14 protein-coding genes are annotated in these 17485 nt (G+C 62.5%); 4 read left to right on the top strand and 10 right to left on the bottom strand.

Features of this window, described 5'->3' with window-relative positions:
• Positions 1-100: 100 nt before the first annotated feature.
• Positions 101-1306: an MFS transporter gene (locus HDC30_RS18175; RefSeq protein WP_183784258.1), complete on the bottom strand. Its 1206-nt coding sequence runs from the start codon at positions 1304-1306 to the stop codon at positions 101-103.
• Between the two features lie 339 nt (positions 1307-1645).
• Here HDC30_RS18175 and HDC30_RS18170 point away from each other — a divergent pair, with 339 nt between their 5' ends.
• Positions 1646-3739 carry a mechanosensitive ion channel family protein gene (locus HDC30_RS18170; RefSeq protein WP_183784257.1) on the top strand — a complete coding sequence of 698 codons (2094 nt, stop codon included), beginning with the start codon at positions 1646-1648 and terminating at the stop codon, positions 3737-3739.
• Positions 3740-3881: 142 nt separating this feature from the next.
• Here the strand turns inward: HDC30_RS18170 and HDC30_RS18165 are convergent, their stop codons facing one another.
• Positions 3882-8315 carry a DEAD/DEAH box helicase gene (locus HDC30_RS18165; RefSeq protein ID WP_183784255.1) on the bottom strand — a complete coding sequence of 1478 codons (4434 nt, stop codon included), beginning with the start codon at positions 8313-8315 and terminating at the stop codon, positions 3882-3884.
• A 324-nt stretch (positions 8316-8639) separates the two neighbouring features.
• Between HDC30_RS18165 and HDC30_RS18160 the strand changes: the two genes are divergently transcribed.
• Together HDC30_RS18160 and HDC30_RS18155 are read left to right on the top strand one after the other, a co-directional pair.
• Positions 8640-9524 (top strand): sugar nucleotide-binding protein, encoded by an 885-nt coding sequence (locus HDC30_RS18160; protein WP_041074483.1) that lies wholly within the window; start codon positions 8640-8642, stop codon positions 9522-9524.
• Positions 9517-10446, top strand: a complete 930-nt coding sequence (locus tag HDC30_RS18155) for an NAD-dependent epimerase/dehydratase family protein (protein ID WP_150368202.1) — start codon at positions 9517-9519, stop codon at positions 10444-10446. Before HDC30_RS18160 ends, HDC30_RS18155 begins: the two co-directional genes overlap by 8 nt.
• Positions 10447-10629: 183 nt before the next feature.
• Here HDC30_RS18155 and HDC30_RS18150 read toward each other — a convergent pair whose 3' ends face one another.
• From HDC30_RS18150 to HDC30_RS18130, 5 genes are all read right to left on the bottom strand, one after another.
• Complete coding sequence (locus HDC30_RS18150; protein WP_027612943.1) at positions 10630-11328, bottom strand: OmpW family protein; 699 nt, start codon at positions 11326-11328, stop codon at positions 10630-10632.
• Between the two features lie 223 nt (positions 11329-11551).
• Positions 11552-12070: a DUF3299 domain-containing protein gene (locus tag HDC30_RS18145; protein ID WP_003228673.1), complete on the bottom strand. Its 519-nt coding sequence runs from the start codon at positions 12068-12070 to the stop codon at positions 11552-11554.
• Between the two features lie 11 nt (positions 12071-12081).
• On the bottom strand, positions 12082-13347 hold the full coding sequence (locus HDC30_RS18140) for an ABC transporter permease (protein ID WP_064589441.1): 1266 nt from the start codon (positions 13345-13347) through the stop codon (positions 12082-12084).
• Between the two features lies 1 nt (position 13348).
• The gene (locus HDC30_RS18135) at positions 13349-14059 is read right to left on the bottom strand and encodes an ABC transporter ATP-binding protein (protein ID WP_108183942.1); all 711 of its coding nucleotides are present in this window, start codon (positions 14057-14059) and stop codon (positions 13349-13351) included.
• Between the two features lie 138 nt (positions 14060-14197).
• The gene (locus HDC30_RS18130) at positions 14198-14800 is read right to left on the bottom strand and encodes a DUF2796 domain-containing protein (RefSeq protein ID WP_150368199.1); all 603 of its coding nucleotides are present in this window, start codon (positions 14798-14800) and stop codon (positions 14198-14200) included.
• Between the two features lie 135 nt (positions 14801-14935).
• Between HDC30_RS18130 and HDC30_RS18125 the strand changes: the two genes are divergently transcribed.
• The gene (locus HDC30_RS18125) at positions 14936-15295 is read left to right on the top strand and encodes a hypothetical protein (protein ID WP_183784253.1); all 360 of its coding nucleotides are present in this window, start codon (positions 14936-14938) and stop codon (positions 15293-15295) included.
• Between the two features lie 4 nt (positions 15296-15299).
• Here the strand turns inward: HDC30_RS18125 and trxA are convergent, their stop codons facing one another.
• The 3 genes from trxA to HDC30_RS18110 form a co-directional block, all read right to left on the bottom strand.
• Complete coding sequence (gene trxA, locus HDC30_RS18120; RefSeq protein ID WP_096796332.1) at positions 15300-16172, bottom strand: thioredoxin; 873 nt, start codon at positions 16170-16172, stop codon at positions 15300-15302.
• Positions 16173-16342: 170 nt separating this feature from the next.
• Positions 16343-16999, bottom strand: a complete 657-nt coding sequence (locus HDC30_RS18115; protein ID WP_097089378.1) for a methyltransferase — start codon at positions 16997-16999, stop codon at positions 16343-16345.
• Positions 16996-17460: a YbaY family lipoprotein gene (locus HDC30_RS18110; RefSeq protein ID WP_027612936.1), complete on the bottom strand. Its 465-nt coding sequence runs from the start codon at positions 17458-17460 to the stop codon at positions 16996-16998. Before HDC30_RS18110 ends, HDC30_RS18115 begins: the two co-directional genes overlap by 4 nt.
• Positions 17461-17485: the final 25 nt, after the last annotated feature.

Genomic DNA, 17485 nt, shown 5'->3' with positions numbered 1-17485 from the left:
TAATGTGGGAGGGGGCTTGCTCCCGAAGGCGGTCGTTCAGTCAACATCAATGGCGACTGATACACCGACTTCGGGAGCAAGCCCCCTCCCACAGGGTTACTCAGTGGCCCGTGAATACTCGGCCTTGAGCCGGTTCGGCATAGGCCGGACCGAGCCGATCCAGTCGACCGCTCCATGCGGTGAGTGCCAGCGCCACCAGCACCACCAGACCACCGATCCACGCCGTATGAATCAGGCCCAGATGTTCGACGATCAATCCGCCGCCCCACGCCCCACCGGCAATCCCGAGGTTGAACGCAGCAATGTTCAGCCCGGATGCCACGTCCACTGCCCGCGGTGTGTGATGTTCAGCCTGACGCACCACATACACCTGCAACCCCGGCACGTTGCCAAACGCCACCGCGCCCCACACCAGCACCGTGGCCAGCGCCAGCCATGGATGGGCGGCGGTGAAGGTCAGCACGAACAACACGGCCGCGAGCAGGGCGAAGATGATTTTCAGGGCGCTGATCGGCCCGCGTTTGTCTGCCAGTTTGCCGCCCCAGATATTGCCGACCGCCACCGACACGCCGTACACCAGCAACACCAGGCTGACGGTGCTGGCGCTGAAGCCGGAGAGGTCCTGCAGGATCGGCGCGAGGAAGGTGAAGGCGATGAACGAGCCGCCGTAACCGATCGCGGTCATGGCGTACACCAGCAGCAGACGCGGTTGTTTCAGCACTTGCAGTTGCTGCAGCAAGGACGCCGGTTTGCTGTGGGCGATGTTGTTCGGCACATACAGCAGGCTGCCAATGAAGGCGATCACACCCAACGCCGAGACGGCGAGGAAGGTTTCGCGCCAGCCGAAATGCTGACCGATGAACGTGCCCAGTGGCACGCCGGTGACCAAAGCCACAGTGAGGCCGGTGAACATTATGGCAATCGCGCTGGCAGCTTTTTCCTTGGGCACCAGGCTGGTGGCGATGGTCGAGCCGATAGAGAAGAACACCCCGTGGGCCAGACCGGTGACGATCCGCGCCAGCACCAGCGATTCATAACCCGGCGCCATCCACGCCAGCAGGTTGCCGAGGGTGAACAGCACCATCAGCGACAGCAGCAACAATTTGCGCGGGACTTTGCCGGTGAGGGCGGTCAGCACCGGCGCGCCAATGGCGACGCCCAGTGCATACAGACTGACCAGCAGCCCGGCGGACGGCAGGCTGACGCCGAGATCGGCGCCGATGGTGGGCAACAGGCCAACGATGACGAACTCGGTCGTCCCGATGGCGAATGCGCTGAGAGTCAGCGCGAGCAAGGCAATGGGCATGACAGCACTCCGGTAGAGGTTTGAATGGAGCGCAGTGTCGGGGTTTGGGTTGTGCGGAAAAATACGGGGTTGGGCATTTGATATTTGCCTTGGACGCAAAGGTCAAAAGCGCTCCCCCTCACCCCAACCCTCTCCCCCAAAGGGGCGAGGGGGAAGGGAGCTGATCTCGGTTGCACTCAATATTGAGTTCGGCTGGATATTTCAGGTCGATGTAGCTCGAGAGCACAACTCGGTCGGCTCCCTCTCCCTCGGGGAGAGGGCTGGGGTGAGGGTGCTCTTGAACTTGCCAGACAATTACCGATCAGTTCCTTACAGGTTCAGCCAAGAGGGATCGGAGTTTTGATCAAGTTCAGGATCGCCATTTTGCTGGGAGCGCTGCTGTTTCTCGGCGCCAGCGAACTCGAAGCCGCCACGCTGCCGGGTGTTCCGGCCGCTGTTGAAGAACCGGCCAAACCCGAGCCGATTGTGCAGGGTGGTCTGCTCGGCGCGATCAGTTCGAGCATCGACGATGTGCAGGACAAACTCGATCTCAACGAGCATCTGGTCGACGCCTGGCGCCTGCGTGCCGATCGCGCGGCGGATGAGGTCGACAAACTGGTCAACCAGCCGACGGACCGATCCGGCTGGAGCGTCGCCGGGGATTTCCTGACTCTGTCCGGCGTGTGGCTTGGCACCTTCGCGTTGCTTACGGTGCTCGGCAGCCTGCTGGCCAAGCGGCTGAGTCAGGGCCGTTGGCTGCGCACCCGCCAGCGCAGTCAGGATCTGGCGGGTTACCTGCTGCCGTACACCGTGCCGGCGCTGATCTGCCTGCCGCTGACGCTGTACGTCAGCCACTTTCTGCAAGCCTCGGTGGGTCGGGCGCTGGCGTTGTGTCTGGCGTATGCCACCAGCAGCGGGATTTTCTCCACCTCGATGCTGTTGTGCGTGGTGGTGATGTTCAACGTCGGCCACAAACGGCCGGCCGCGCGGATCATCCGCGACTACTGCCCGAAGCCGCTGTTCCTGATTGGCTTTCTCGCCGCCCTCAGTGACGCGTTGACCAGTCCACAGATCGCCCGTCAGTTGGGTGGCAACATCACCAGCAGCGTCGCGGTGTTCACTGGGTTGATAGCCTCGATCATCTTCGGTCTGCTGGTGATTCGCCTGCGCCGGCCGGTGGCGCACCTGATCCGTAATCGGCCACTGGCGCAACGTCTGAAACAGCCCTCACTGCAGGAGTCGCTGCGGATTTTTTCCGGGCTCTGGTACTGGCCCATCGTGCTGATGGTGCTGGTTTCGGCGGTGAATCTGATCGGCATCGGTGAGGACAATCAAAAGGCCCTGCGCTGTGCGCTGTTCACCACCGTGCTGCTTATCGGCACGGTGTTCCTCAGCACCATCCTCCAGCACCTGTTCAAGTCGCGCAAAGCCGAAGCGATCCAGCGCAGCAGCGCCTACAAGGAACGCTTTCTCAGCCTGTTGCACGCGCTGCTGCGGATCGTCATTGCGATTGCCTTCATCGATATTCTCGGGCGGATCTGGGGCGTTTCACTGCTTGATTTCGCCCAGAGCAGCACGATCGGCCGGGCGATCAGTAATGCGTTGAGCAGCATCGGCCTGATCTTCCTCGTCACCTGGCTGCTGTGGGTGGTGCTCGACACGACGATTCAGGAAGCGTTGAAACCACCGGTGAGCAAACGCTCGTCGCGCCAGCCCAGCACCCGGGTGAAAACCATCCTGCCGCTGCTGCGCAACGCGATCAAAATCATCCTCGTGGTGATCTGCGCGATTACCACCATGGCCAACCTCGGTATCAACGTTGCGCCACTGTTGGCCGGGGCCGGGGTGGTCGGCTTGGCCATCGGTTTCGGTTCGCAGCAACTGGTGCAGGACGTGATTACCGGGCTGTTCATCATCATCGAGGACACCCTGTCGATCGGCGACTGGGTGGTGCTTGATTCCGGGCACGCCGGCACCGTCGAAGGCCTGACCATTCGCACCCTGCGCCTGCGTGACGGCAAGGGGTTTGTGCATTCGGTGCCGTTCGGCCAGATCAAGGCAGTGACCAACCAATCACGCCAGTTTGCCTACGCATTTTTCTCGGTGCAGTTCACCTACGACACCGACGTCGACAAGGCCATCGAGCTGATCCGCGAGACTGGCGACTCGATCCGTGAAGACCCGTTCCTCAAGTACAACCTGCAAGGGCCGCTGGATGTGTTCGGGGTGGACCGGATGGACCTGAACGGCGTGGTGCTGACGGCGCAGTTCCGTACCGTGTCGGGTGGGCAATATGCGGTGAGCCGGGCGTTCAACCAGCGTTTGAAAAAGCTTGTGGATAACAGTCCCGAGGTGCATTTCGCGCAGACTTATCCACAGCAGGTTTTGTTGCCCAAGCGGCAGGGTGAGGGGGAGTTGGTGGCGAGCGAGGCGCCACAACGGTCGAGTACCTGACGGCCGGATTTCGTGCTGGGATTGCCGGCCTCTTCGCGGGCAAGCCCGCTCCCACAGGGTTCTGGGTGATGTTGAAATAGTAGGCACACCAAAAATCACTGTGGGAGCGAGCTTGCTCGCTAAAGGGCCGGAACTGTCGACATCAATGCCGGATCAGCTTGCTACGCACCTGCTCCATGACCACCTGATCCAGCTCACTCCAGAAAACCTGCTTGCCGGCAATCTCGGCAGCAACCGGCACCCCATCCCGATACACCAACCGATTACTAACCAACGCTGGCACCTTCGCTCCCGGTAACAATGTCCCCGCCAGGTTCAATGGATCCACCCCGCACACCGCGATCAAACTGCCGTCATGCGCCCGCCGCCGTACTTCGCGCAGCAACGGAATCGCCTCGGGCAAGGCAAACTGTTCCCCCGCCAGACCACTGACAAAGCGCCCGCCGCGAATCTCGCCACGGGCCTCCAGCCGATGAAACGTGCGCAGCAATTCGCGCCAGCTCGGCAGCCAGTCCGCTTCGCGCTCCAGCAGACGCCAGAACACCACGCCGTAGCGGCGCAGCAACGTCATGGCGACATGTTCGAGGGTTTCCGGCGAAGCGCTCTGGCTGTTCTCCACGAGCGGCCCGCGCCGCAACAACGCCCAGCGCCCGGCATCGTCCATGCCACCGACAAACGCCCCGCGCCCGCGTCGACTGCTGCGTTGCTGGCGCTTGCTCGCCGGGGTAATCAGGGCGCGCAAACCGGCGAAGCTGTCGGCGTTCACCAGGCCGGCACCGACCAGTTCCTGCAAGGCGATTTCCAGCTCGGTGCGCAGCAGATGCGCTTCATGCATCAACTCATCGAAAAACAACGCGCCGTGCTGACTCAGCGCCTCGTAGACCTTTTGCGTTTTCGCTGACAGTTCGCTGACCGGCGTTTGCTCGGCCAGCGCACTCCACAGTCCGACCTGACTGCGCGGCAGCAGCACAATCGGCGTACTGCGCAACGCCGTGCCGCTGACTTTCTGCCGGGCGCTGAGGCGCGTCCACACCAGTTTGCCGTTGCGGCACAGGTCATCCAGCCAGCTCGGCGAATAGTCTTTCAGGCGTGCCGGGAGAATGTCGCTGTCCCACGCGGAGGCCGCTGCCGGGTAACCTTCGAACTGGCCGACAATCGCCGGCAACACCGCGCTGCCCTGAGCGCGCGTAGCGGAGGACAGATGCTGCCAGTCGAACAGAAAACGCATGAAATCCTGCAGAGCCACCGGCTCGATTTCCCGGCGCAAACGCTTGACCGTGTAGCGATGAATGCGCGCCAGCAGATGCCGTTCGCACCATTCTTCAACCGTCGCGCCCGGGGTGAATTTACCGCGCAGCACGTAGCCTTCGCGCTCCAGTTGCGCGAGGGCCTGATTGACCTGCGGTATCGGCAACGCGAGTGGTTCGGCAATGGCGGCTAACGGCAGCGGGCCAAATGCGCCCAGTCGCGCGCGGAGCACTTCGACCAGCGCTTCCTCTAACGTCCAAGGTTCGTTGAAACCGGGCAAGGCCTCTTGCTGCGGTTGCAGCGTGGCCTGTGGATAAAGCGCCAACAGGCAGGTCAGGCGTTCTCGCGCCAGCCACAACGAGCCAGGCTGTGGATGTGTAGTGACTGTGAGGCCGTCTTCGCGAGCAGGCTCGCTCCCACAGTTGACAGTGTTCCAACTGGCGGAACGCGGTTGAATGTGGGAGCGAGCCTGCTCGCGAAGCTTTTCTTTTGCCGTTACTGGCGGAACGGCCAAGCGGCAGGCGCGACCGCTCGCAGTCAGCGCGTCAAGCCATTCGCGCCAGTGTTCGCCAGCCTGAACTTCAAGGTCGCTGATGCAGGCCAGGCTCATCAGCGCCTCGTGCATTTCATCGACGTTGGCCGGCGTCGGCCACGCTTCTTCACGCACCGCGTTAATGGCGTCTGCGTCCAGCGCACCGAGATCATCAGTGGACTGCGGATCGCTCCAGCGCCGGTTGATCACCGCTTGGGTGCGGCGTTCTTCCAACGGCGCATCGTCGAGAAAGCTGTACGGCCGCGCGCTGAGAATTTCTGCCGCCAGCGGTGACGGCGTCGGCAGATCGCGGCTGATTAACCGCACCTCGCCGCGCTCCATGCGCCGCAGCAGATTGAGCCAGCCGTCGCTGTCCATGGCCTCGTGCAGGCAATCGTCGAGAGTCTGTTCAATCAGCGGATGCTCGGGAATTTCCCGTTCACCGGCGAGGTTTTCCAGGCAGGCGATCTGATCGGGAAATACGCTGGCAATCAGGTCTTCGCTTTTCATCCGCTGCAACTGCGGCGCGACTTTGCGCCCGCCGGTAAAACGCGGCAGCGCCAACGCCACCCCGGCATTCCAGCGCCAGCGCACACCGAACAATGGCGCGTCGAGAATTGCCTGAATCAGGATGTGCTCGGCGCTGTTGCTGTGCAGGTACCGCCAGACATCATCCAGTTCGAAACTGTGGCTGGTGGACAGCGACAGGACGATCGCGTCTTCGCTGGCGGCAGCCTGCAATTCGAAGTTGAAGGTGCGGCAGAAACGCTTGCGCAGCGCCAGGCCCCAAGCGCGGTTGATGCGGCTGCCGAACGGTGAATGGATGATCAATTGGGTGCCGCCGGACTCATCGAAAAACCGTTCCATCAACAGCGTGTCCTGCGAGGGCAGGGCGCCGAGGGTCAGGCGAGCGCGGGCGAGATAGTCCACCAGTTGTTCGGCGCTGGCGCGGTTCAGACCGAGGGTTGCGGTCAGCCAAACGAGCGCCGGTTGCAGATCGCCGGGGCTGGCGCCGAGCAACAGGTCGAGAGTCGCTTGCAGCCGCGCCACCGCCGCAGACAATTCATCGCTGCGCCCCGGGGCTTCGCCGAGCCAGAACGGAATGGTCGGCGGCTGGCCCTGAGCATCCTCGACCCGCACCTTGCCGGTTTCAACCCGCAGGATTCGGTAGGAGGTGTTGCCGAGCTGGAACACATCACCCGCGATACTTTCCACGGCAAAGTCTTCGTTGACGCTGCCGATGTTCAGGCCTTGTGGCTCAAGCATCACGCTGTAATCGGCGTTGTCGGGGATGGTGCCGCCGCTGGTCACGGCGGTCAGTTGCGCGCCACGGCGGCCACGCAGGGTGCGGCTGACCGCATCGCGGTGCAGGTAGGCGCTGCGGATGCCCTGACGACCGTTATAGCCTTCGGCGAGCATGGTCAGCAGCGCCTGATAGTGTTTTTCGTCGAGATCGCGGTACGGCGAGGCTTTGCGGAACAGCGCCAGCAGCGCGTCTTCCGCCCATTCCCGGCAACTGACTTCGGCGATGATCTGCTGCGCGAGTACATCCAGTGGCGCTTGGGGAATGTGCAGGGTGTCGAGTTCGCCACGGCGCACGCAGTCGAGCAGGGCGGCGCACTCGATCAGGTCGTCGCGGGTGGTGGCGAACAAGCGGCCCTTGGGTGTGCCGCCGACTTGGTGCCCGGAGCGCCCGACCCTTTGCAGAAACCCGGCAATCGAACGCGGCGAGGATATTTGGCAGACCAGATCGACTTCGCCGATATCGATGCCCAATTCCAGCGAGGCGGTGGCGATCAGCACTTGCAGTTCGCCACGCTTGAGCCGCTGTTCGGCGTCGAGGCGGAATTCTTTGGCCAGGCTGCCGTGATGCGCGGCCACCGCGTGTTTGCCCAGACGCTCGCTGAGGTGTCGGCTAAGGCGTTCGGCCAGGCGCCGGGTGTTGACGAAAATCAGCGTGGTGCGGTGTTCGCGGGCCAGTTCGGCGAGCCGGTCATAAACCAGTTCCCAGACATCGTTGGCCATCACCGCCGACAACGGCACCGGCGGCACCTCGATGCCCAGATCCCGTGGCCGGGCGTGGCCGATGTCGATGATTTCGCAGGGGCGATCGGTGCCGACCAGAAACCGTGCCACGGCATCGATCGGCTTTTGCGTGGCGGACAAGCCGATGCGGGTCAAGGGTTCGGCACACAGCGCCTGCAGGCGTTCGAGGCTCAGCGCCAGATGACTGCCACGTTTGCCGGCAGCGATGGCGTGAATCTCGTCGATGATCACCGTGCGCGTGCTGCCGAGCATTTTGCGTCCGGACTCGGAGCCAAGCAGCACGTACAGCGATTCCGGAGTGGTCACCAGAATGTGCGGCGCACTTTTGCGCATGGCGGCGCGGTCTTTCTGTGGCGTGTCGCCGGTGCGCACTGCCGTGGTGATCTGCAGTTCGGGCAGGCCCGTCTGGCGCAACTGCTCGGTGATTCCCGCCAGCGGGTTTTGCAGGTTGATGCGGATGTCGTTGGACAACGCCTTGAGCGGCGAAACGTAGACCACCAGGGTTTCGTCCGGCAGACCTTCGGGGTTTTCCAGGCCACGGTGGACGAGGTCGTCGAGCACGGCGAGGAATGCGGTGAGGGTTTTACCGGAGCCGGTGGGCGCGGCGATCAGTGTCGAGCGGCGCTGGCGGATCAACGGCCATGCGCGGGCCTGGGCGGCGGTGACCGTCGGGAAGGTGCTGCTGAACCAGGCGCTGACGGCGGGGTGAAAGCCTGCCAGGGCCGCGTCCTTGGGGATGGGCAGATTCATGGCTCAAGTTATGCGGGTGGGGGCGGCAAGATGCAAGTACCGCTGGGGACCTGCGCTGTTCATCAGGGCCTCATCGCTGGCAAGCCAGCTCCCACAGTGATTTTTGTTGTTCACAAGTTGGCAATCAACACTGAACCCTGTGGGAGCTGGCTTGCCAGCGATGGGGCCAGTTGATTCAGCACAATTCCCGGCGATCTACACTTTACGGGTGACGGTTGCGCACTAAACCCGCAAAATGCAACGATTCCGGCAATTATCGACGACGGGTGTCACAAGCACCGTCGCTAAAGCCATCGTTCCAATCAGACTGGGCCTGCTGACTCTATGCGAATGCGCCTTATGTTACTGGGCGGCGGAAATGCCCTTGGGCAGGCGCTGATTCGCCTCGGTGCGGAAGAAGACATCGGTTTCCTCGCCCCCCGCCCGCCAGAAGACGGCTGGGATGCCGCGAGCCTGACGCAACTGCTCGACGATACCCGTCCGGATGCGTTGATCAACCTCGCCTACTATTTCGACTGGTTCCAGGCCGAGACCGTCAGCGAAAGCCGTCTGGCCGGGCAGGAACGCGCCATCGAACGGCTGGCCGAGCTGTGCCAGCACCACAACATCATCCTCGTGCAGCCTTCCAGCTATCGGGTGTTCGACGGTTCGCGTGCGACCGCCTACAGCGAAAAGGACGAGCCGGTGCCGTTGGGCCTGCGCGGTCAGGCGCTGTGGCGGATCGAACAAAGTGTCCGCGCCACTTGCCCGCAACACGTGTTGCTGCGCTTCGGCTGGCTGCTCGATGACAGCCCTGAAGGCACCCTCGGGCGCTTCCTCGCCCGCGCCGAACAACCGGACGAATTGCTCATGGCCGATGACCGCCGGGGCAATCCGACCCCGGTGGATGACGCGGCACGGGTGATCATTTCGGTGCTCAAGCAACTCGATTGCGCAGCGCCGCTGTGGGGCACTTACCATTACGCCGGCCACGAAGCGACCACGCCGCTGGCGCTCGGCCAGGCGATTCTGACCGAAGCGCGCAGTCTGCATCCGCTGGCAATCGAAGCACCGACCGCTCAGGCCCACGCCGCGCGGCCGGACGCCGCCGAGGAACCGCAGCACGCGGTACTCGCCTGCAAGAAAATTCTGCACACTTTCGGGATCAAGCCCCGCGCCTGGCGCGCCGCACTCCCGGCTTTACTGGATAGGTTTTATCGTCATGGCTGAAGGCCCTGTTTTAATCACCGGCGGCGCCGGTTTCATCGGCTCGCACCTGACTGACGCGTTGCTCGCCACCGGCCACTCGGTGCGGATTCTCGATGATCTGTCGACCGGCAAACGCAGCAACCTGCCGCTGGACAACCCGAAGGTCGAACTGATCGTCGGTGACGTCGCCGATGCCGCGCTGGTCGCGCAGGCCATGCAAGGCTGCAGCGCTGTCGCGCATTTGGCGGCGGTGGCCTCGGTGCAGGCGTCGGTGGACGATCCGGTGAAGACCCACCAGAGCAATTTCATCGGCACCCTGAATGTCTGCGAAGCCATGCGCCAGGCCGGGGTCAAGCGCGTGCTCTACGCCTCGAGCGCAGCGGTGTACGGTAACAACGGTGAAGGCGAGTCGATTGACGAAGAGACGCCAAAAGCCCCGCTGACGCCATATGCCTCGGACAAATTGGCCGGCGAGCACTACTTCGATTTCTACCGTCGTCAGCATGGTCTGGAGCCGGTGATCTTCCGCTTCTTCAACATCTTCGGCCCGCGCCAGGATCCCTCTTCGCCGTACTCCGGGGTCATCAGCATCTTCAGCGAGCGGGCACAGAAAGGCCTGCCGATCACGGTGTTCGGCGATGGCGAGCAGACCCGCGATTTCCTCTATGTCGAGGATCTGGTCGACGTGCTGGTGCAAGCGATCGACAAGCCTGAAGTGGAAGTGGGGGCGATGAACGTCGGCTGGAATCAGGCAATGAACCTCAAGCAGATGCTGCAAGCGCTGCAGGAAGTGGTCGGCGAGTTGCCCCCGGTCAGCTACGGCCCGGCGCGCTCCGGCGACATCCGTCACTCGCGGGCGAATAACGCGCGTTTGCTGCAACGCTTCAAGCTGCCAGAGCCGACGCCGATGCGTGTGGGGCTGGCGCGGTTGCTCGGCAAATAGGTTTACCGCAGACATGAAAAAGGCGCCTTTTTACAGGCGCCTTTTTCACGGCCGGAATTTGTCGCTAATCCTGTGGCGAGGGGATTTATCCCCGATCGATCAAGAAGTGATCGTCGTCAGTTCTAAGCCTGCTCACCCAAAGCCTCATTCACCACCACGTGAACGTTCCTGGTTGAATCTGCCTTAGAACTTGTAGCCCAGACCCACCATGTACACAAACGGATCGACATCAACATTGACCTTGGCACGGGTGCCCGGCGCCACGGCGTTGTTCTCGACGGTGGCTCGAGTATCGATGTCGATGTAGCGCACCTGGGCGTTGAGCATGATGTTGTCGGTCAGCATGTAGTCGGCGCCGACCTGCCAGGCCAGGCCCCAGGAGTTTTTCGCCTTGAAGTTGCTGAAGCCGTTGGACTGGGCTTCGCTGCCGACGTGCTCGTCGTAGATCCAGGTGTAGTTGATGCCGCCACCGATGTACGGCTGGAATGGCGATTTCGCATCCAGCGGGTAGTACACGACGCTGAGGGTGGGCGGCAGGTGTTTCAGGGTGCCGAGTTTGCCGTTGGCAGCTGGCAGCGCGGTGCCTTTGATTTTAACGTCATGCTCGAACGGCGAGGCCGCCAGCAACTCGATCCCGATGTTGTTGGTCAGCATGTAGGCGAAGTTCAGACCCAGTTGGGTATCGCTGCTCATGGTCGCCTTGCCGCCCAGGTTGGTGCCGCTCAACGGACCCTGATCGACCTTGACATTGGAGCTGTCGGCCTTCGGGTTGACGGTGATCGCACCGGCGCGAACGATGATGTCGCCGGCTTCGTGAGCGTGGGCGAGCGGGGCTGCGAGCGCGAGGGCAAACAGCGAGGCGCTGAGCAAGGACTTGTTCATGGGGGCTCCAAAAGGACGTTAAAAGTGTCTGATGTCCTATGGTATGAAGCCAACTGATACGGTCTTTTGACTCAGCTCAATGAAACAGTGATGCCGCGGTTTTTTGTGGAACCTTGGCCGGCCCCTTCGCGAGCAAGCCCGCTCCCACTTTGGAACGCGGTCACCTGTGGAGCGGGCTTGCTCGCGAAGAGGACGGATCAAACAATACAAAAACTACCGGGATTCACTCCGGCAGCTCATACACATAAATCTTGTCAGCCGCCATCTGATACCCGGCATCGGCCAGTTCGCTGGTGGACGCCTTGACCTGCAACGGTCCCTCGACCCAGTACGGCTGATACAGCTCGTCGAGCTTCACGCCCAGCTCGCTTTTCACATGCACGATCTGGTTCGATGGCGGTGGCGGCACATGGATGCAAGCGCCGAAATACGGCACCAGCAGGAAATCGGTGGTGCGGCCCTCTTCGTTGACTTCCAGCGGCACGATGTAACCCGGCAGGCGGATGTTCTGCCCGTCGAGACTCTGCACCACCGGCGCGTTGGGCATGTCCTGCTTGGCGGCTGGCGCCGACTCGGCCGAGAGCGCATCACTCATCTTCGACATGTCGTGCAATGGCGTCATGTTCGGCACTTCCGGCGCGGCGTCTGGCGGGATCATCTCCGACCAGGTCAGGTCTTTCGGCGCCGCTGCCCACACAGGCAGGGCAACCAGCAACAGCAGCGCAAGCACGGCGCGGGGCATGGTGAACATCCTCATAAACGGATCGACAGGCCATCGGCCAGGGATTGGCGATACGCGCGCCAGGCCGGCACGCTGCCCATCAGCAGCGCGGCCGCCAGAATGCCACCGAGCAGCGTCCATTCATACTCGCTCGGCCACGCCAGCGGCAGATACAAACCGTAATTGGCCTGCACATAGCCCTGCGCGGCGGCGATGCCGATGTACAGCAATGCCAGTCCTGCGATCACCCCGGTCAGCGCCAGCGCGAAGGCCTCCAGCACCAGCAGGCTCGCGATGTGCCACGGCCGCGCGCCGACCGAACGCAAAATCGCCATCTCCCGGCGGCGCTCGTTGAGGCTGGTGAGAATCGCCGTGAGCATGCCGATCAACCCGGTCAGCACCACGAACAGCGAGACCACGAACAGCGCCTTTTCAGCGGTACTCATCAGGCTCCACAACTCCTGCAAGGCCACGCCCGGCAGGATCGCCAACATCGGCTCACCGCGGTATTCGTTGATCTCGCGTTGCAGGGCGAAGGTGGAAATCTTGCTGTTGAGGCCGAGCATGAACGCGGTGATCGCCTGTGGCGTCAGATCCATGTTGCGTGCCTGATCTGCGGTGATCCGGCCGTTGCCGCGCGCCGGCACGCCGTTGTGCCAGTCGATGTGAATCGCCTCCATGCCGCCGAGGCTGATGTGCAACGTGCGATCTACCGGCGTGCCGGTGCGCTTGAGAATGCCGACCACGGTGAACGGTTTGTCGTCGTGTTTGACCAGACTGATAGCCGCCACCCCGTGGGCCAGCACCAGTTGATCGCCGAGTTTGTAATGCAGCGCTTCGGCGACTTCGGCGCCGAGCACCACTTCGAACGGGTCGGTGGCAAATGCGCGGCCGTCGGCCAGTTCCAGATGCTGCTGGCGGCCGTATTGGTAGTGCTCGAAATAGGCTTCGGTGGTGCCCATCACCCGGTAGCCGCGATGTGAATCGCCGAGGGACATCGGGATCGCCCACTTCACCTTCGGGTTGCTGGCGAAGTGTTCGAAGCTGTCCCAGCGGATGTTGTTGGTCGCGTTGCCGATGCGGAACACCGAATACAGCAGCAGGTTCACCGAACCTGAACGGGCGCCGACGATCAGGTCTGTGCCGCTGATGGTGCTGGCGAAACTGGCCTTGGCCTCGGTGCGCACGCGCTCGACGGCGAGCAACAGGCACACCGACAGGGCGATCGCGAACGCGGTGAGCAGGGCGGTAAAGCGGCGGTTGGCCAGGCTGGCCATGGCCAGACGAAACAGATACATCTCAGACCTCGGCAGACGTGGCGGCGCGATTGAGCTCGGCCAAGGACAGGTGGCGGTCGAACAGCGGCGCCAGGCTCTGGTCGTGGCTGACGAACAACAGGCTCGATCCGGCTTCGCGGCATTCGGCGAACAGCAGACGGATAAAGTTTTCCCGGGCGTCGTAATCCAGCGCCGAGGTCGGTTCGTCGGCGATCACCAGTTCCGGTTGGCCGATCAAGGCACGAGCGGCGGCGACCCGTTGCTGCTGACCGATCGACAGCGAATCGGCGCGACGACCGAGGATGCTTTCATCTTTCAGGCCCAAGTGGGCGAGCAGGGTGGCGGCGGCCTGATCGACGCTGCCGTGACGCTGTTTCGCCCGTTCGGCACGCAGTTTGGAGAAGTGACACGGCAACTCGACGTTCTCACGCACCGAGAGAAACGGCAGCAGGTTGAACTGCTGGAAGATGTAGCCGGTGTGATCGACGCGAAAGCGGTCGCGGGCGCCGGCACCGAGTTCGGTCAGTTCCTGGCCGAGCAGACGAATGCTGCCGCGACCGGGCTTCTGCACGCCACCGAGCAGGCCGAGCAGGGTGGTCTTGCCACTGCCGCTGGGGCCTTTGAGGAACAGGGTTTCGCCCGGTTCCAGGCGAAACGTCGGGATGTCCAGCAGCGGCGGGTGACCGGGCCAGTTGAAGCCCAGGTCGGACAGTTCGATGAGTGCTTGGGTCATGGCACCAATTTCATGGAGTGAACACATAACCCTGTGGGAGCGGGCTTGCTCGCGAACGCGGTGGATCAGCCAAATCTATGTTGACTGACACACCGCATTCGCGAGCAAGCCCGCTCCCACAGGGGATTATCGGTGTGATCAGAAATTCAAGGCAGCCGCCTTGGCCGTCACTTCGGTACCTTGCTGGCCGCTCGGCCCGATCAGTTGTACCTGAATTTTCTGGGTGGCCGGGAAGGTATTGAAGATGTTCGCCAGATCCAGCGTCTTCAGAGCACCCGGGGCCGCGCAGGTAAATTGATAGTGCGCGTGGATTTCGCTGTGATCGTGGTGATGCGCTTCACCACCCTTGGCATCTTCGTCGTGGTCATCATCGTCATGCTCGTCGGCAGCCGGTTTGTCGCCGAACAGCGGGCTTTCCAGTTCCTGGCTGGTGACCTTGCAACCGGCGGCGGCTGGCAGGCTGAACAGCGCCAGCGGGTTTTCCAGTTTGGTGCGCGCGGCCACGACTTTGGCTTTGTCGGCGTCGCTGGCGGCGGCGTGTTCGAAGCCCACCAGGTTCATCGCCGGGCTTTCCAGTTCCAGCTCCAGGGTCTGGCCGTCGAGTGCGGCGTTCAGTCGGCCTACACCGTGTTCGTGGGCCCCGAGGCTGCCGTGCTCATGGTCATGATCGTGCTCATCGGCGGCATGGGCGATGGCCAGCGGCAACAGGGCAAACGGCAAAGCGAGCAGCAGACGACGCATGGCGGTCTCCGGAAAGTAAAGTGAAGAGTTTGTTATGTAATCTTATAACGAAAGTTCGCAGAGTTTGCCCGTGCGCTTGGCGTTGCACAAGTCCCGTGGGAGCATGCAGGTCAGAAATGTGCAGGAGCGAAGCAGATGTTGCGGATACGCGGAACCGTCGGCGCGACGCCGGTGGATTTGACGGTGGAGCTGGATGACAGTGATTGGGCGAAGCTCGGCGCAGCCCTTGGCGCGCAGCCGCAGGGCGATCAGCCTGAAGCGGCATTGAGCACGCCGGCAGTGAAGCCACTGAACCAGGACGATGCGTTGTGGCACGTCGCGCAGGATCTGTTGCGCAAGGCCGGGCAACTCAGCGGGCCAGATCTTCTGGAGCAGCTTGAGGGATTGACCGGCAGCGCGGCCGCAGGCAAACGCCTGCTGGTGCGCTTGCGCCACAGTTCACAGGTGAAAGTGGCGAGCGGCGGCGATACGCCGCTCTACAGCTGGGTCGAGTGAGCGGTTAGTACAGCGCAGCGAAGACCTTGCGCCGGTAAGCGGTCACCAGCGGATGATCGTTGCCCAGCAGTTCGAACACCTGCAGCAACGTCTTGTGCGGCAACCCTTCGCCGTAGCTACGGTTACGGATGAACAGCTTGAGCAACGCCTCCAGCGCCGCTTCGTATTGCTGACGCGCCAGTTGCTGGATCGCCAGTTGATACACCGCTTCGTCGTCTTGCGGATCTTTGGCCAGACGCGCCTTGAGGTCGGCAGCATCCGGCAGATCACGGGCAAGTCCCAGGAACTTGATCTGCGCCTTGGCCCCGGCCAGTGCAGCCTTGTGCTCATCGCTCTTGACCGCGTCGAGCACGGTTTGCGCTTCGCCCAGTTCGCCGCGCTCGGTCAGGCAGCGGGCGTAGAGGATCAGCGCCTTGGCGTTGCTGTTGTCTTCGGTGAGCATGACCACCAGCGCCGCTTCCGCGTCAGCGAAACGCCCTTCATCGAACAGCGCCTGCGCCTGTTCGAACGGATCGGCGGCGGCCGGCGGCGGCATTTGCACATGCGGCTCAAGCAACGCGCGCACTGCGGATTCCGGTTGCGCACCGGCAAAACCGTCCACCGGTTGACCGTCCTTGAACAGCACCACGGTTGGCAGGCTGCGGATGCCGAAGCGGGCGACGATGTCCTGTTCGATGTCGCAGTTGACCTTGGCCAGCAGCAGTTCGCCCTGATAGCTCTCGGCAATGCCTTGCAGCATCGGCATCAACGCCTTGCACGGCGCACACCACTCGGCCCAGAAATCCACCAGCACCGGTTTGTTGAAGGAGGCTTCGATCACCGACTGGTCGAAATCGGCAGTCGTGGCGTCGAAGATGTACGGCGTTTGCTGACTCATGGGGGATCTCGTAAAAGCGTGGATGGGGCAACTATACGGCTTGGCGGGGTGTGGCCGGAAGCGGTCAGTCTTTGAGAGGTGTGTTGCCTGCCAGAATGCTTTCGCGAGCAGGCTCGCTCCCACATTTGGAATGCGTTACCCCTGTGGGAGCGAGCCTGCTCGCGAAGCTTTTAGTCACGCCGCGCATGGTAAAGACTGACATGTCTGAACTCTTCCGGCTCCGCCAGATCCGGCAAGGTCATCGCCTCAAGCATTTCGATTCGCTCATACAACGGATGGCGAAAATCCCGGACCCGTGAATCCGCCACCAGCGCCTCGCGGCCACGGCTGAGAAACGCATCGAGCAGCGGCAGGTTCTCGCGGTCGTAGAGCACGTCCGCCACCAGAATCAGATCGAAGCGATCAGCCTCGGCAAAGAAGTCCGTCGAATAACTCATCTGCACATCATTGAGTTGAGCATTGGCCCGGCACGCAGCAATCGCCAGCGGATCCAGATCACAGGCCACCACCTCCAAAGCCCCGGCCTTCACCGCAGCAATCGCGGCGATCCCGGAGCCGGCGCCGAAATCCAGCACCCGCTTGCCGCGCACCCATTCCGGGAACTCGGCCAGATAGCGCGCCACCGCCAGGCCGCTGGCCCAGCAGAAACTCCAATAGGGCGGCTCGTGAAGGATGCGTCGGGTTTCATCCGGGCTGAACTCGCGGTGCATGTTGTCACCGTCGATCAGCCACAGCTGCAAATCGGTGCCCGGCAATGCACAGGCCTTGAGCCGCGCATCACCGAGCAATTCACCCAACGCCTGTTGCAGGTCGAGCGGTACGGTCAAGGTGCTTTGACAAATTGCAGCTGGCCAAGCGCCTGAGTGGTCGGCTGGGTGATGGTTTGCGACGGCAGGTGCAGGATCAACTGACCGGACTGCGTGGCTCGCCCGCGCAGCTCAACCCGTGCGCCGGCCGGGAAGGCTTCCGGATTGAAGCGCAGGCGAAACGGCAGAATCTGGTTGTTGCCGATCAGGCTGGAACTGGCGAGCAGTTGTTGCGGGCGCGACTTTTCATCGATCACCAGCAGCGCCAGTTCGACTTCGGCCCCGGCCGGCACGCCTTGCAGGGTGCCGCTCAGTTCCCGTTGATAGGCCGGCAGCGGACCAAGATCAGCGGCCTCGCGGGCTTTTTTCTGCGCCTGTTGTGGTGCAGGTCCCGGTGTTGGCGGTTGCGGTTTGGGCTTGTCGCTGCCGCAGGCCACCAGCAGGGCGAAAAGACTGAGCAAAACGAGCGGTCGTAGCGACATTGGCAGCTCCAGAAAATGAAATCCG

It is taken from the genome of Pseudomonas sp. JAI115, from assembly GCF_014200835.1.
In the GTDB taxonomy this organism is placed as follows: Bacteria; Pseudomonadota; Gammaproteobacteria; order Pseudomonadales; family Pseudomonadaceae; genus Aquipseudomonas; species Aquipseudomonas putida_A.
The sequence above is the reverse complement of the archived record's forward strand: the minus strand, read 5'-3'. Positions and strand labels throughout refer to the sequence as shown.

What these genes read in the sequence shown, in the direction of transcription:
- HDC30_RS18175 (WP_183784258.1), bottom strand. Translation starts at nt 1,306, where the DNA reads ATGCCCATTGCCTTGCTCGCGCTGACTCTCAGCGCATTCGCCATCGGG.
- HDC30_RS18165 (WP_183784255.1), bottom strand. Translation starts at nt 8,315, where the DNA reads ATGAATCTGCCCATCCCCAAGGACGCGGCCCTGGCAGGCTTTCACCCC.
- HDC30_RS18160 (WP_041074483.1), top strand. Translation starts at nt 8,640, where the DNA reads ATGCGAATGCGCCTTATGTTACTGGGCGGCGGAAATGCCCTTGGGCAG.
- HDC30_RS18155 (WP_150368202.1), top strand. Translation starts at nt 9,517, where the DNA reads ATGGCTGAAGGCCCTGTTTTAATCACCGGCGGCGCCGGTTTCATCGGC.
- HDC30_RS18150 (WP_027612943.1), bottom strand. Translation starts at nt 11,328, where the DNA reads ATGAACAAGTCCTTGCTCAGCGCCTCGCTGTTTGCCCTCGCGCTCGCA.
- HDC30_RS18145 (WP_003228673.1), bottom strand. Translation starts at nt 12,070, where the DNA reads ATGCCCCGCGCCGTGCTTGCGCTGCTGTTGCTGGTTGCCCTGCCTGTG.
- HDC30_RS18140 (WP_064589441.1), bottom strand. Translation starts at nt 13,347, where the DNA reads ATGTATCTGTTTCGTCTGGCCATGGCCAGCCTGGCCAACCGCCGCTTT.
- HDC30_RS18135 (WP_108183942.1), bottom strand. Translation starts at nt 14,059, where the DNA reads ATGACCCAAGCACTCATCGAACTGTCCGACCTGGGCTTCAACTGGCCC.
- HDC30_RS18130 (WP_150368199.1), bottom strand. Translation starts at nt 14,800, where the DNA reads ATGCGTCGTCTGCTGCTCGCTTTGCCGTTTGCCCTGTTGCCGCTGGCC.
- HDC30_RS18125 (WP_183784253.1), top strand. Translation starts at nt 14,936, where the DNA reads ATGTTGCGGATACGCGGAACCGTCGGCGCGACGCCGGTGGATTTGACG.
- trxA (WP_096796332.1), bottom strand. Translation starts at nt 16,172, where the DNA reads ATGAGTCAGCAAACGCCGTACATCTTCGACGCCACGACTGCCGATTTC.
- HDC30_RS18110 (WP_027612936.1), bottom strand. Translation starts at nt 17,460, where the DNA reads ATGTCGCTACGACCGCTCGTTTTGCTCAGTCTTTTCGCCCTGCTGGTG.